Origin of the sequence: uncultured Parasphingorhabdus sp. (assembly GCF_963975555.1) — a bacterium.
Lineage (GTDB): Bacteria > Pseudomonadota > Alphaproteobacteria > Sphingomonadales > Sphingomonadaceae > Parasphingorhabdus.
The window spans coordinates 74,515-88,509 of the sequence record NZ_CAXBHH010000008.1 but is presented as its reverse complement, the minus strand read 5'-3'; the positions used below and the strand labels follow the sequence as shown (position 1 = coordinate 88,509).

11 protein-coding genes are annotated in these 13,995 nt (G+C 58.4%); 6 read left to right on the top strand and 5 right to left on the bottom strand.

The features are described 5' to 3' along the window. Positions 1 to 44: 44 nt before the first annotated feature. Positions 45 to 965, bottom strand: a complete 921-nt coding sequence (locus tag AAC060_RS14205) for a copper resistance protein B (protein WP_339827329.1) — start codon at positions 963 to 965, stop codon at positions 45 to 47. After that, a complete protein-coding gene (locus AAC060_RS14200) occupies positions 962 to 2,773 on the bottom strand; it encodes a copper resistance system multicopper oxidase (protein WP_339827326.1) in 1,812 nt (603 codons plus the stop codon). Before AAC060_RS14200 ends, AAC060_RS14205 begins: the two co-directional genes overlap by 4 nt. A gap of 60 nt (positions 2,774 to 2,833) precedes the next feature. Between AAC060_RS14200 and AAC060_RS14195 the strand changes: the two genes are divergently transcribed. From AAC060_RS14195 to AAC060_RS14180, 4 genes are all read left to right on the top strand, one after another. Then, entirely contained in the window at positions 2,834 to 3,109 is a 276-nt protein-coding gene (locus AAC060_RS14195; protein ID WP_339827324.1) for a metal-sensitive transcriptional regulator, read from the top strand. A 52-nt stretch (positions 3,110 to 3,161) separates the two neighbouring features. After that, complete coding sequence (locus AAC060_RS14190; protein ID WP_339827321.1) at positions 3,162 to 3,626, top strand: DUF411 domain-containing protein; 465 nt, start codon at positions 3,162 to 3,164, stop codon at positions 3,624 to 3,626. Positions 3,627 to 3,760: 134 nt separating this feature from the next. Next, on the top strand, positions 3,761 to 6,103 hold the full coding sequence (locus AAC060_RS14185) for a heavy metal translocating P-type ATPase (protein WP_339827319.1): 2,343 nt from the start codon (positions 3,761 to 3,763) through the stop codon (positions 6,101 to 6,103). 95 nt (positions 6,104 to 6,198) lie between these two features. Next, entirely contained in the window at positions 6,199 to 6,711 is a 513-nt protein-coding gene (locus AAC060_RS14180; protein WP_339827317.1) for a DUF305 domain-containing protein, read from the top strand. 242 nt (positions 6,712 to 6,953) lie between these two features. On the opposite strand, the gene hmpA is transcribed toward AAC060_RS14180, so the two are convergent. From hmpA to AAC060_RS14165, 3 genes are all read right to left on the bottom strand, one after another. Then, a complete protein-coding gene (gene hmpA / locus AAC060_RS14175; protein WP_339827315.1) occupies positions 6,954 to 8,216 on the bottom strand; it encodes an NO-inducible flavohemoprotein in 1,263 nt (420 codons plus the stop codon). 380 nt (positions 8,217 to 8,596) lie between these two features. Continuing rightward, positions 8,597 to 10,336 carry an amidohydrolase family protein gene (locus tag AAC060_RS14170; protein WP_339827312.1) on the bottom strand — a complete coding sequence of 580 codons (1,740 nt, stop codon included), beginning with the start codon at positions 10,334 to 10,336 and terminating at the stop codon, positions 8,597 to 8,599. Between the two features lie 25 nt (positions 10,337 to 10,361). Beyond that, positions 10,362 to 11,285 carry a DMT family transporter gene (locus tag AAC060_RS14165; RefSeq protein ID WP_339827310.1) on the bottom strand — a complete coding sequence of 308 codons (924 nt, stop codon included), beginning with the start codon at positions 11,283 to 11,285 and terminating at the stop codon, positions 10,362 to 10,364. 90 nt (positions 11,286 to 11,375) lie between these two features. Between AAC060_RS14165 and AAC060_RS14160 the strand changes: the two genes are divergently transcribed. Together AAC060_RS14160 and AAC060_RS14155 are read left to right on the top strand one after the other, a co-directional pair. Next, complete coding sequence (locus AAC060_RS14160) at positions 11,376 to 12,878, top strand: CoA-acylating methylmalonate-semialdehyde dehydrogenase (RefSeq protein ID WP_339827308.1); 1,503 nt, start codon at positions 11,376 to 11,378, stop codon at positions 12,876 to 12,878. A gap of 150 nt (positions 12,879 to 13,028) precedes the next feature. After that, positions 13,029 to 13,988 carry a polysaccharide deacetylase family protein gene (locus AAC060_RS14155; RefSeq protein ID WP_339827306.1) on the top strand — a complete coding sequence of 320 codons (960 nt, stop codon included), beginning with the start codon at positions 13,029 to 13,031 and terminating at the stop codon, positions 13,986 to 13,988. Positions 13,989 to 13,995: the final 7 nt, after the last annotated feature.

The following is a 13,995-nucleotide window of genomic DNA, read 5'->3' as shown; positions in this document are numbered from 1 at the left end:
GCGGCGACAAACAGTCTATCGAATCAGCCGCCAAGCCGTATTGATCAAAACCAGAAACGCACCCCCACCACATAGTTGGTGACGCTTGCGTCCTCGCCCGCTGCTCGCGCAAAATCACGGCTGCCGCCGAACTTCCATTCCTGTTCGATGCCAATATAGGGCGCAAACTCCCGCGCCATTTCGTAGCGCAGGCGCAGGCCGAGTTCGAGATTGTCGATCCCGGAGCCGATGCCCAGTTCGGGAATATCCTGAGCTGACAGGTTAACCTCTGCGCGCGGTTGCAGGATTAGGCGCTGGGTGAGGCGCTGGTCATATTCCGCTTCGATCCGCGCGGTCAGGTCGCCCTCGGTGGAGAGGAATGCAGCGGCATCGACTTCGAACATATAAGGCATCAGGCCCTGTACGCCGATCACCGCATGGGTGCGGTCGGGGCCGGCCAGGTCCTGCCGGACGCCGGCTTGCAGGTCGAAGAAGGGCGCGATGGCACGGCTGTATAGTGCCTGTATTTCGGCGCTTTCCACCGGCTCGCCGAAACTGCCTTCGCCTTCGCTCTTGAACCAGAATTTGTCGATGTCGCCGCCATAATAGCCCTGTACGTCCCACAGATAGCCATCCTCACCTGCGCGTGCGCGATATTCCAGCCGGTCGCCCTGGAACCAGAACATCTGCATATTGCCGTGTTCCTGATAGAGCGCTACGCGGGCCGGACGCATGGCATCCGCACCCCAGATCGCATCCGCCGCATTGGGCGGGCCGGTCAGGCTGTTCGGGGACCGTGTTTGCATGGCGGCTGGCGGACCGTGACCCAAAGCACCATGGTCCATTTGCGAATGATCTACCTCGGGCTCGGCTTCCGCAGCTGCTGGCATCTGATGCGCGCTGTGATCCATCTGGCTATGGTCCTGCGCCAGTGCGGGTGTTGTCGCGATCATCGCCATCAGGCTTGTTGCCAATAGCCGCATCATGCCGCTCCTTCCGGAAAGGCGACGCTGACTGTCTGCATCATCCCGGCGTGCATATGGTAGAGCAAATGGCAGTGGAACGCCCAGTCGCCCGGCTCGTCGGTGGTCACGTCAAAAGTAGCGCTGCTGCCCGGCTGGACGATCACCGTATGTTTCTTCGGCTGGTGATGGCCCTGACCATTGACCAGCTCGAAAAACATGCCGTGCAGGTGGATCGGGTGGGCCATCATCGTGTCATTGACCAGCTTGACCCGCACCCGCTCGTTAAAGCCAAAGCGGATCGGCGCATCACCGACCGCGCTCATTTTCTTGCCGTCAAAGCTCCACATATAGCGTTCCATATTGCCGGTCAGATGCAATTCCATCTCGCGGTCGGGCGCGCGCTTCCCATGATCCATCTCGAGCGACTTGAGCAGGCGATAGTTCAGGACCCGGTGCGGCACATCCTCCAGACCCAGCCCCGGATAGCCAGTGCGATCCTGGGGGCTCATCGCCACCATATCAATGCCGGGGCCGACCTTGACTGTATCGGGCAGCAGCGACGTGTCGCGCATATTCATGCCGCTGCTCATATCCATTGCGCTCATGTCGTGCCCGCTGTGCGCGTCAGCAGGCGGCGATTCCGGCATGGCATGCCCCATGGCCGCATGGTCCATCTTGCTATGATCCATCGGCTCGACCGGTCCTGCATCACCACCACCATGGTTCATTCCCATATCCACCATCGTCAGCAACGGCGGATCGCGCAGGGCAGGGAAGGCGGCCTTTCGCCCCGGTTGCGAGGTGAGCGATGCCTGCGCCATGCCGCTCCGGTCCATGCTCTCCGCCGCAACCGCGAAAGCACCCGCTTCGGTCGGCGTGACAATCACATCATAGGTTTCGGCGACCCCGATCTGCAGTTCATCGACCTCTACCGGCTGCACGTTGACGCCATCGGCCTGTACCAATGTCATCGGCAGGCCGGGCAGGCGGATGTTGAAGAAGGTCATCGCGCTGCCGTTGATGATCCGCAGGCGGACCCGCTCGCCCGGGCTATAGGGAAGCTCCAGCCCGTCATCCGGCCCGTGGCCGTTGATCAGATAGCTATAAGTCGGCGCAGAGACATCGGCGATATCGGTCGGCATCATCCGCATCTTTCCCCACATCCGCCGTTCTTCACCGCTCAAATCATAATCGTCCGTGGCGCTGGTCTTCTGCATGCTGAAATAGCCCTCTGCCACTTTCAGCTTCTTCATGATGGCATGCGGGTGCATCGGGGTGAATTCGCTGAGCAATATGATATGCTCGCGGTCATATTGCACCGGATCGGGGCCAGCGGGATCGATGATGATCGGGCCATAATGGCCGCTCTGTTCTTGCAGCCCGCTATGGCTGTGCCACCAGTAAGTGCCGGACTGGCGCGGCGTGAGCGGCACGTCGAAACGCTGGCCGGGCTTGATCCCCGGAAAACTGATCCCCGGCACACCGTCAAACTGGAACGGCAAGAGCAGGCCATGCCAGTGGACCGAGCTGTCGACATCGAGCATATTGTGCACGGAGAGTATCGTCTGCTCACCCTCCTTCATCCGGATCAGCGGTCCCGGAATCGTACCGTTTACGGCAATCGCATGGCCCGACCGACCACCGGTGGCGAAGCTGCCATCGGCAATATGCAGATCGATATTCGCGCCGGAAAGCTCGTTGATGCCCTTGCGCACCAGACCGCCTCCATGACCGCCCATCTTGCCGGTGGCCCAGGCGGGCATCGGCAGGGCGGCGAGGCCGCTCAATGCAGCGAGAGAGCGGATCATCGAGCGGCGGGAATATTTCATGTTGGTTTTTTGCATAAGTTGACATATACCCCCATGGGGTACCAATACAAGAGGGATATCATGGCCAAAGGTGCAGTGGATCAGAAAATCAACCGGCTTCGCCGCATCGAGGGACAGGTGCGCGGTATCGCCCAGATGGTGACCGACGACCGCTATTGTATCGACATATTGCATCAGGTGCAGGCGGTGAAATCCGCGCTGGCAAAGGTCGAAAGCCAGATATTGAAAGACCATGCCGCCTGCTGCGTCAGCGAAGCGATCGCGACCGGTAGTCCGGCCGAGCAAAAAGAGAAATTTGAAGAATTGATCGACCTGTTTGAAAAAGTGAAACGGTGATCCGCCGGTCTTGCTGCTTCGGCAGCGGGCGGCAATTTGAAAGGAAAGTTTGATGATCGGAGCTATTGCCAAATCGATGAAGGAGACCAGCGCGGCCGGACTGTTGCTAGTATCGCTGGCAGCTTGTTCGACAGCAGCGCAGGCGGCAAGCTACACCATGTACCGGGATGCCGGCTGCGGTTGCTGTCTGGAATGGGCGGATCATGCTTCTACCGGTCTTGATGCCGAGGTAATCGCTGAAAATGCCGACATGCAGATGGTCAAGGATCTGCACGGTGTGCCAAACGAGCTTCGCGCCTGCCACACGATGATCGTTGAAGGCTATGTTATCGAAGGCCATGTCCCGGCCGAAGCGATCCGGAAATTGCTCAGCGAAAAACCCGAAGATGTAATCGGCCTGGCGGTTCCCGGCATGCCAGTGGGATCGCCCGGCATGGAATATCAGGATATGACGGAGCCTTATCAGGTGGTTGCCTTCGGTCCCAAGGGACAGCGGATATTCGCCAGCTATAACTGATCACCGGCCCCATGTCGCAGCGCTGGTGACGTGGGGTTTCTGACAGACCCAGTCGTGGTGACGTTGACATTTTCGCATTGAGTTCATACATACCCCCATAGGGTATATGGTTCGAGATCAAAAAGGATGCTGAGATGACCGACGCCGCTTCCCCCCATCATGGCCATGAAGATTGTGCCCACTCGGTCAAGGACCCGGTCTGCGGCATGACCGTCGATCCCGGCACAACCGAGCATCACGCCAGTCATGCCGGTCGGGACTATCATTTCTGTTCCGCCGGTTGCCGGACCAAATTTGTCGCCGATCCGGATCGCTATCTTTCGCCAAATCCTTCTGCCGCGCAGGAGGACGTGCCCGAAGGCACGATCTACACTTGCCCGATGCATCCCGAAATCCGGCAAGAGGGACCCGGCTCCTGTCCGATCTGCGGCATGGCGCTGGAACCGGAAACATTCTCGCTCGATAGCGGCCCCGATCCCGAATATATCGACATGCGCCGCCGCTTCTGGATCAGCGCGGCCTTTTCGCTGCCATTGTTCCTCTATGCCATGGGCGACATGATCCCCGGCCAGCCGTTCCAGTCCTGGTTCGATCCCGGCACAGCGACCTGGGTGCAGCTGTTGCTCGCAACCCCGGTCGTTCTCTGGGGCGCCTGGCCGTTTTTTGTCCGCGCCGTGCAATCGATCAGAACCATGAACCCCAATATGTTCACTCTGATCGGACTGGGCGTCGTCGTGGCTTATGGTTTCAGTCTGGTCGCGACTTTCTTTCCCGGTCTGTTTCCTGCGGCCTTCCGCGGTCATGACGGCACCGTCGCTGTCTATTATGAAGCCGCTGCCGTCATCACGACATTGGTGTTATTGGGGCAGGTCCTGGAGCTGAAAGCGCGCGGCCAGACCTCCAGCGCTTTGCGCGCTCTGCTGGAACTGGCTCCGCCGGTTGCCACGCGAATCAACAAGGACGGCTCGGAAGAAGAAGTCGCCCTCGACGAAGTGCAGTCGGGTGACGAGCTGCGCGTCCGGCCCGGCGAGAAAGTCCCGGTCGACGGCACCATCGCCAAAGGCGCGAGCACGATCGATCAGGCGATGATCACCGGCGAACCCATTCCGGTGCAAAAATCCGAAGGCGATGCTGTCACCGGCGGCACGGTCAACCAGACCGGCAGCTTTGTGATGACCGCCGAGCGCGTCGGCAAGGACACGCTGCTGGCAAAAATCGTCCAGATGGTCGCCGACGCCCAGCGCAGCCGCGCCCCGATCCAGAAGCTCGCCGATACGGTGGCAGGCTATTTCGTCCCGACTGTGGTTCTGGTCGCGCTGATAACCTTCGTGGTCTGGGCTATATGGGGACCGGAGCCGGCACTGGCTTATGGTCTGGTCAACGCCGTCGCCGTGCTGATCATTGCCTGTCCCTGCGCGCTCGGTCTCGCCACGCCGATGGCAATCATGGTCGGCACCGGCAAGGGCGCGCAGAACGGTATCTTGATCAAGAACGCCGAAGCGCTCGAGACGTTTGAAAAGATCGACACGATCGTTGTCGACAAGACCGGCACGCTGACCGAAGGAAAACCGAAGCTGGTATCGGTCGAACCGGAAAGTGGCTTTGACGCGGACGAACTGCTCGCATTGGTCGCCGCTATTGAAGTTGCGAGCGAGCATCCCCTGGCCGCCGCGATTGTCGAAGGCGCGAGAGACAGAGGACTAACGTTCGAGTCAGCGAGCGATTTCCAGTCGGTCACCGGCGAAGGCGTCGAAGCGACGGTCCGGAATAAACGGGTCGCGATCGGCAATGAAAAGATGATGGAACGGCTCGGTGCGACCAGCGCTGATCTGGTGGCAAAAGCCGATGATGGTCGCTCGCAGGGCCAGACGGTGATGTTCGTCGCGGTGGATGGGCAGCCAGCCGGCCTGATCGGTGTCGCGGATCCGGTCAAGGCAACCACGGTCGACGCGATCAGGGCGCTGCACAAGGCGGGTCTCCACGTCGTCATGCTCACCGGGGACGCCGAAGCAACCGCGCAGGCGGTTGGCAAGATGATCGGGATTGACGAAATCCATGCCAATGTTTCGCCCGAAGACAAGCATCGCGTGATCAGCGAGTTGCAGGCTGCCGGCAAACGGGTGGCTATGGCTGGCGACGGCATCAATGACGCGCCGGCGCTTGCCAAGGCGGACGTCGGGATCGCGATGGGCACGGGCACCGATGTCGCGATGGAGAGCGCCGGCATTACGCTCGTCAAAGGTGATCTCGGCGGCATCGCCAAGGCGCGGCATCTCAGCCAGTTGACCATGGGCAATATCCGGCAAAATCTGTTCTTTGCGTTTTTCTATAACGCGCTCGGCGTGCCGGTTGCTGCGGGCATATTATATCCCTGGTTCGGGATTCTGCTCAGCCCGATGATTGCCGCGGCCGCGATGAGTCTCTCCTCGGTATCGGTGATCGGCAACGCGCTCAGGCTCAGGGGCAAGCAGCTTTAGCGGGGGAGTGCCGCCCCCAACAGGAACTTTTCCACTGCCAGGACGTAAATTACCCCGCAAAACTATGAATTCAGTCAATCTGAAGGGGAAAGCAAATGTCGAAATATACCCGATTCATTGTCATGATTGCCACGTCTACGCTGGTCATGTTTGGTCTGATGTATCTCAACACTTACGCGCTCGATCATGTCCATTTCAGCGAAACGAGAACTTGGATGGCGCTTTATATGGGCGGTGCGATGGCCATCATCATGCTGCTGTTCATGCTCAGCATGTATGACGACAAAAGGAAGAACGCGATGATCTTCGTGGGCGCTGCCGCCCTGTTTGCAGGTTCGCTCTATCTGGTCCGTTCGCAAGACACTATCTCCGACCAAGCCTGGCAGAATGCGATGATCCCCCATCACAGTATTGCAATCCTGACCAGCGAGCGCGCCAATATCGAGGACCGACGCGTAAGGGAACTGGCCGATGGCATAATCAAGGCGCAACGCCGAGAGATCAAGGAGATGCAATGGCTTATCGAGGATATTCGCACAAACGGCAAAGCAGTCACAGAATCTGAAGCGAAAGCGCGTCCCGTTCCGGAATTTCAAGGCGCATTATAAGAGCTAGACCATGCAACAGAATGTGGCTCTCGCCCTTGCATTCTCGCAATCAACACATTGACAATATCCGAGAGTGAAACGCAACCAATGCACCGGCGTTTGATGATCGCTTGTGCAATAAATTCCAAGGTGGTTTCTCGGTCTTTTGCCTATCTGATTGCGTTTCCGGCGAACGACAGGGATGTCCTGCCGGATATGCTCTGATCGGGCTGTCCCCGATCAGAGCGCTATATGTATTATTCTTATTCAGCCGGTGCTTGAACCAATTCCTCGCGCGGGCCGAAAAATTCAAAATGGACCTGCGATGCCGGAATGCCCCAGACCAGCAAGTCCTGATAAATATTGATCATGAACGGTTTCGGGCCGCAGAAATAATAATCGGCATGGCGGCTTGGTATCAGCGTTTCGATCAAATCCGCGTCGACAAATCCGGATGAACAATTTTCATCCGGCGAGACGTCATCCGGTGCCAGATCGCTATAGCGATAATGGGCTTTCAAATTGGGATGCGTGGCCGCCAGTTGATCAATGAACGGTTTGAACGGCTGGACATCGTCGTTCAGGCATCCGTGGACGAGGATGATTTCCCGGTCCGGCATCGCGTTCAGCGTCGTTTTCAATATGCTCATGATCGGCGTTATGCCGATGCCGGCTGCCAGCAGTACCAGCGGGCGTTCGTGCTTGTCTTTGACATTCAGGAAAAACTCGCCGTTAGGCGGTCCGACTTCCAGCACATCTCCCGCCGCAACATTGTCGTGCAACATGCTCGACACATAGCCGTGGGGCGCGCCGTCAGCCGGAGCGACTTCGCGCTTCACACTGATCCGGAAATAGTCACGACCCGGCTGGTTGGACAGGCTGTAATTGCGCATGGTGGTGGATCCATCCGGCGTGGGAACCCGGATGGTGATATATTGGCCTGGCAGAAACTCCGGCAGAGCGCCGCCGTCTTCGGGCTTGAGATAGAAAGAGACGATATTCTGGCTTTCCTGATCCTTCTTGTCGATTTTGAATTTTCTGAAGCCTTCCCAGCCGCCGTCTTTGGTCGCGCTGTCGCTGTATAATTGTTCTTCGCGGCCGACCAGAATGTCGGTCAGGAAACCATAAGCCTCGGCCCAGGCATTGATGACATCATCGGTTGCGCCATCACCCAGGACTTCCCTGATCGACGCGAGCAGATTTTCTCCGACTATCGGATAATGTTCCGGCTTCACCATCAGGGACGCGTGCTTGTTGGCAATGAGTTCGACCGCACCGCCCAATACTTCAAGATTGTCGATATTGGCGGCATAGGCACAAATTGCTCCCGCCAGAGCGCGTTGCTGTGTGCCTTCCGCCTGATTCGCCGGATTGAAAAACGGACCCACTTCAGGATTGTGCGAGAACATGCGCTGATAAAAATGCCGGGTCAGCGTTTCGCCATGCTGTTGAAGAATGGGGGCGGTGGATTTGACGATATCAATGGTATTCTGGTTCAGCAATTTCTTGTCCTTTAATACATGCATATAAGATACATGTTATCTATTAGAAGGATGGCAAGGGATTGGCAAGCCTGTTCCGTGCAAAACATTCAGGGGTTAAACCGTTGGGCTGAACACGGGGTTTTATTGCGGGTGCAGTCAAGGGGTGCCGCTGTGGTCACCGGTCGTTACCTTCGCTGGCCTGCGGCTCGACCGGCTCAGAGCGGACGGGAAAATTGGCATAGCGCTTGCCGTTTGTCTCGAGCTTAGTGGAAAAGTCGCGCATAATGTGTCTCGACTACGCTCGACACGAACGGATCAGGAGGCACCCGTCATCCTGAAACAAGTTCAGGATGACGATGCTGTCCAGCTTGCTCGCGCCAAGCACTTCGACAAGCTCAGTGCGAACGGTGTTTGCAGACGCGCTATTCTGCCGGGAACCAGCGCCCCTCGAAAATCACGCCCTTGATCCCGACCTCCTGCAGTTTCGCCGCGCCGTCGACATAGGGGTCGCGATCCAGCACGGTGAAGTCGGCTTTCTTGCCGGTGGCGATACTGCCGACCATATCATCCAGGCCGATAACCTGCGCCGCCTCGACGGTGATCGCGCGCAGCGCCTTGTCGAGTGAAAGCCGCTCTTTCGGCGCTTTGACATTGCCGTCGAGAGTGATCCGGTTGCTCGCCACCCAGGCGAGGTAGAGCGGATCGATCGGGGCCATGTTGAAATCGCTGTGCAGGCCAAGCGGGACGCCCTTGCGCTCGAGCGAACCGAGCCGGCTCATCTGCGCGGCGCGGTCGGGGCCCATACCGGTCTTCGCATAGGCATCGCCGAGGATGCGGATATAATTGGGCTGGGCGGAAACATAGAGGCCCATCTTGCCGATCCGCCGATTCTGCGCCTCGGTCGAATAGCCGAGATGCTCCATGATGATATGCTGGCCGTTCTTGACCGGCAGCTTCTCGCTGATATCGAGTACGACATCGAGGCCACGATCGCCGTTGACATGGGTGTGCAGGTTCCAACCGGCGTCCCAGAAACGTTCGGTCTGCTTGAGCAATTCCTCCGGTTCGGTCAGCCATTTTCCTTCGTGACCGTCGCTGTAGCCGGGCGGGTTCATCTGCATATATTGGGCAAAGAAAGCGCCGTCGGCGAACAGCTTAACCCGGTTGGAGAAGAAGAATTTGCTGCTGTCATATTTGGCTTTCATGTCCTTGAGCCAGACATTGGGATCGCCGGTCACCAGCGGCGCAACTGGGATCGCAAGAATCCGCGATGGCGTCGTCGGCTGGTCGTAGAGGCTCTTGAACAAAGCCGACTCCATCTCCGGTCCGCCAAAGCCGCCAAAGGCAAGATCGGCGCTGGTGGTGACGCCATTTTCGAGCATCATCTGGCGCATGTCGGTCAGCCCTTGCTGCACCTTGGCCGGCGAGAAGAGATAGGGGCGGAGCATTTCGATGCCGTTGAACAAAGCGGTTTCGTGGATGATGCCGCTGGCGAAATCGGCATGTCCGGGATCGACGTTCGGCTTGTTGAACGCAGCGGTGAAGGTCGCTTCATCGCCGATGCCGAGCAGGGTCAGCGCCTTGCTGTTGGCGATGATCTCGTGGAAGCTGCGCTGCCAGATGACGACTGGCCGGTCGGGTGCGATCCGGTCGAGTTCGGTTCGGTCCATGTCGCCGTGGAACAGCTTGTGATGGCCCCAGGTGATGAACAGGGCGTCTTCACTCTTGGCCATTTCCTCGCGCAGCCGCTGCTCATATTGCGCCTTGCCGCGCGCTGCCGGATAGGTCTTGCCGGGCAGTTGCCACTCCTCAGGACTGATGAAGGGCATCGGCAGCATCATGATCGTCTGCATCGGATGGACATGCGGCTCGATAAAGCCGGGCATCATGATCTGACGCGCAAACTGCCGGTCGACGGTGACGTTGCGATCCCGCGTCCATGCTTCCAAATCTTCCAATGTCTGGCCAAGCCCAAGGATGATGCCGTCGGACGTGGCGACATAGCGAGCCTCGGGATAGCCCGGCTCCATGGTGATGATTTTTGCGGCTTCGAAGATCGTCACTTCGGGATAGGGGAGGGTAGCGGGCCCCTCTTCGGCCTGCGCGCCGCTAGCCAATAGCAGCGTCAGCGCTGCCCCGATGGACGATATGAATTTCAGCATGTCTCTCTCCCTATTGCGGGAGTGATTATGCGCTCGGCTCGGCCTTGGCAACTGTCAGCTTGTTCGCCTTCACATGTTCGCGCCACGCAATGAACAGGCCCGAGCCGATGATGACCGGCGCGCCGAGCCAGATCGACAGGCCGGGATATTGACCGAACAGGACTATGCCGAAAATCGTTGCCCAGATCAGCGCGCTATAGTCCATCGGTACGATCGTCGACACCGGCGCGAAGCGTAGCGACTGGGTGATGCATAGCTGACCGATCGCGCCGAAAATGCCGATGCCAAGCAGATAGCCCCAGGTCTTCGCGTCATGCCCGCCGCCGTAGATGAAGGCACAGACGGTCAACGCGGGCAGGGTGTAGACCGAGAACCAGAATATCGTGACGACACTGGTTTCGGTGCGACCCAGCATGCGGATGACCATGGTGACCGCAGCGGTGACCAGAGCGCCGCCGAGAGCAACGGCTGCGCCGAAGGCGGGGATCATCGATCCGCCCGGCTGGACCACTATCAGCACGCCGACAAAGCCGATCAGGATCGCGGTCCAGCGCCGGATGCCGACCTTTTCCCGCAGGACGAGCGCGGCGAACAGGGTGGCAAAAATGGGAACGGTGAAGCTGATTGTCGTGGCGTCGGCAAGCGGCAGCAGGGTCATTGCCCAGAAATTGAGTCCCATGGCAAAAATGCCTAGAGCGGAACGCAACATGTGCAGACCGTGCTTGTTCGAGATAATCGAGGGCCATCCGTCCTGACTGCGCCAGATCAGGAAGCAGATCAGCGGCATCGCGAGCAACTGGCGGTAGAACAGGCTTTCGGTGACATGTACGCCTTGCTCACCTGCCAGTTTGACGAAGGCGAACATGAATGCGAGCGAGAGCATCGCCGCCAGACGCGTGACGATCCCGGCCATAGGCCGGTTCTGACTGACGGCATTGTCATTATTCATGCAATCTTGCCAATAAAGATAGCGCTGCGGGTGTTGTGCATTGACGCGGTTAATAGCATATAGCCCGCAAATGCAATCAGGAGTCTTTCAATGCGCACAGTAACCCATGTCTTGGCCTCCGGAGGAAACGCAGCAGCGTCCCGCCAGAGCGATATTTTCGACCCGAATAACGGCGGCATCCAAGGCAAGGTGGATCTCGGTGATGCAGCGGTGCTCGACAAGGCCGTAGACGCGGCGCTGGCGGCGCAACCGGCATGGGCAGCAACCAACCCGCAGCGACGCGCACGGGTGATGTTCAAGTTCAAGGAACTGGTCGAAGCGCATATGGACGAGCTGGCCAATCTTTTGTCGATCGAACATGGCAAGGTGATTGCCGACTCCAAGGGCGACATCCAGCGCGGGCTGGAAGTGATCGAATTCTGTTGCGGTATTCCACATATCCTCAAGGGCGAATATACGCAGGGCGCAGGGCCTGGCATCGATGTTTACTCCATGCGTCAGCCAATCGGCATTGGCGCCGGCATCACCCCGTTCAACTTCCCGGCGATGATTCCGATGTGGATGTTTGGTCCGGCGATCGCGACCGGCAATGCCTTCATTCTGAAGCCGTCCGAGCGTGATCCTTCGGTTCCCGTTCGGCTCGTCGAACTGATGCACGAAGCTGGCCTGCCAGCGGGTATCCTGCAATGTCTGCAAGGTGACAAGGAAATGGTTGATGCCATTCTTGATCATCCGGCCATTGGCGGGATCAGCTTTGTCGGTTCCTCCGATATCGCCCATTATGTCTATCAGCGCGGCGTTGCAGCCGGCAAACGGGTCCAGGCGATGGGTGGCGCGAAAAACCACGGTATCGTTCTGCCGGACGCGGATCTCGACCAGGTTGTGAATGATCTGTCCGGCGCTGCTTTCGGTTCGGCTGGCGAACGCTGCATGGCGCTGCCGGTGGTTGTTCCAGTGGGAGAAGAAACCGCAGACCGGCTGCGCGAAAAAATGATCCCGGCAATGGCGGCTTTGCGCGTCGGTATTTCTACCGATGAAGAAGCGCATTACGGACCGATGGTCAATCCGGCGCAAAAGGCGCGGGTCGAAGGCTGGATCCAGAAGGGCGTTGATGAAGGGGCCGAACTGGTCGTTGATGGCCGCGGCTTCTCGTTGCAGGGCCATGAAGAAGGCTGTTTCATCGGACCATCTTTGTTCGACCGTGTCACCACCGATATGGAAAGCTACAAGGAAGAGATTTTCGGCCCGGTTCTGCAGATCGTCCGCGCCAAGAATTTTGAAGAAGCGGTCGCGCTGCCCAGCCAGCATCAATATGGCAATGGCGTCGCGATCTTCACTCGCAACGGCCACGCAGCCCGTGAATTTGCCAGCCGCGTCAATGTCGGCATGGTCGGCATCAACGTGCCGATTCCGGTGCCGGTCGCCTATCACAGCTTTGGCGGCTGGAAACGCTCGGCATTCGGCGACACCAACCAGCACGGCATGGAAGGCGTGAAATTCTGGACCAAGGTCAAGACCATCACCCAGCGCTGGCCTGACGGCACCGCCGATGGCGGCAATAATGACGCGTTTGTCATCCCGACCATGGGGTAAATGCCCGGTAAGGCTGGACCGCAACAGAGTTCCAAATCAGGACAAGTCTCCCGAAATGCTGGAAATTCCGGCATTTCGGGCGGACATGTTCATCATGACTGTCCAGCCAACCTCATTCCCGGTGCCGCATTGCTAGCGCTGTCACCACGGGTGTTCTTGCCATCATTGTTGCTGGCAATCATTTTGTTCGCTTTCTGGCCTACGGAAAATGCAACAAGCGAGACGGTGCCTCTGCCGCCACCCGTTACGATGTCCGACAAACGCATCGCCTTCAGCTTTGACGACGCCCCGCGCGGCGCCGGCGCTTTTCTGGAGCCGGATGAACGGCCAAAATTGCTGATCGAGGCACTGCAAACCGCAGGCATTGAACAAGCGGTTTTCTTCATCAATCCGGGACGGATTACCGCTTATGACCATGACGCCGCCGATATCGCGGCCTATGCCAAGGCCGGACATGTGCTGGCCAACCATACGGCCAAACACAGCAAACTTTCTTCCGTAACGGTCGCGACATTTCTCGCGGATGTCGACGCGGCAGAGGTCTGGCTGAAGGACAAGCCCAATTACCGTCCCTGGTTCCGCTTTCCGTTTCTCGATGAGGGCAGGACAAACAGGACCAAGCGCGATGCAGTGCGTGCGGGTCTCAAGCAACGCGGACTGATGAACGGCTATGTGACGGTTGACGCATCCGACTGGTATCTGGAGGATATGGCGATCTCGGCGGCCAAGGCGGGAAAGCTCATGGACTGGAACGCGTTGCGCGACCTGTTTGTTGAATCCTATGTCGAGTCGGCTGAATTCTCCGATGATCTGGCGCGGCGGACGCTCGATAGAGCGCCGGTGCAGATGATATTGCTGCACGAGACCGATCTTGCCGCAATGTTCGTTGATGATCTGGCCGCGGCGCTGAAACGGCAAGGCTGGACCATCGTTCCTGCCGACGAAGCCTATCGCGATCCGATTGCCAATATGGAGCCGGATGTCGATTTCGCCGATGGCACCCGCACGCAGATGCTCGCCGCAGAGCGCAATATCGGCAATCGCTGGTATAAGCGCAATGATCAAAAAGTAGCAAAAAAGCTATTTGCCGCGAGGGTGCTGCGCGACTAGACCTTGT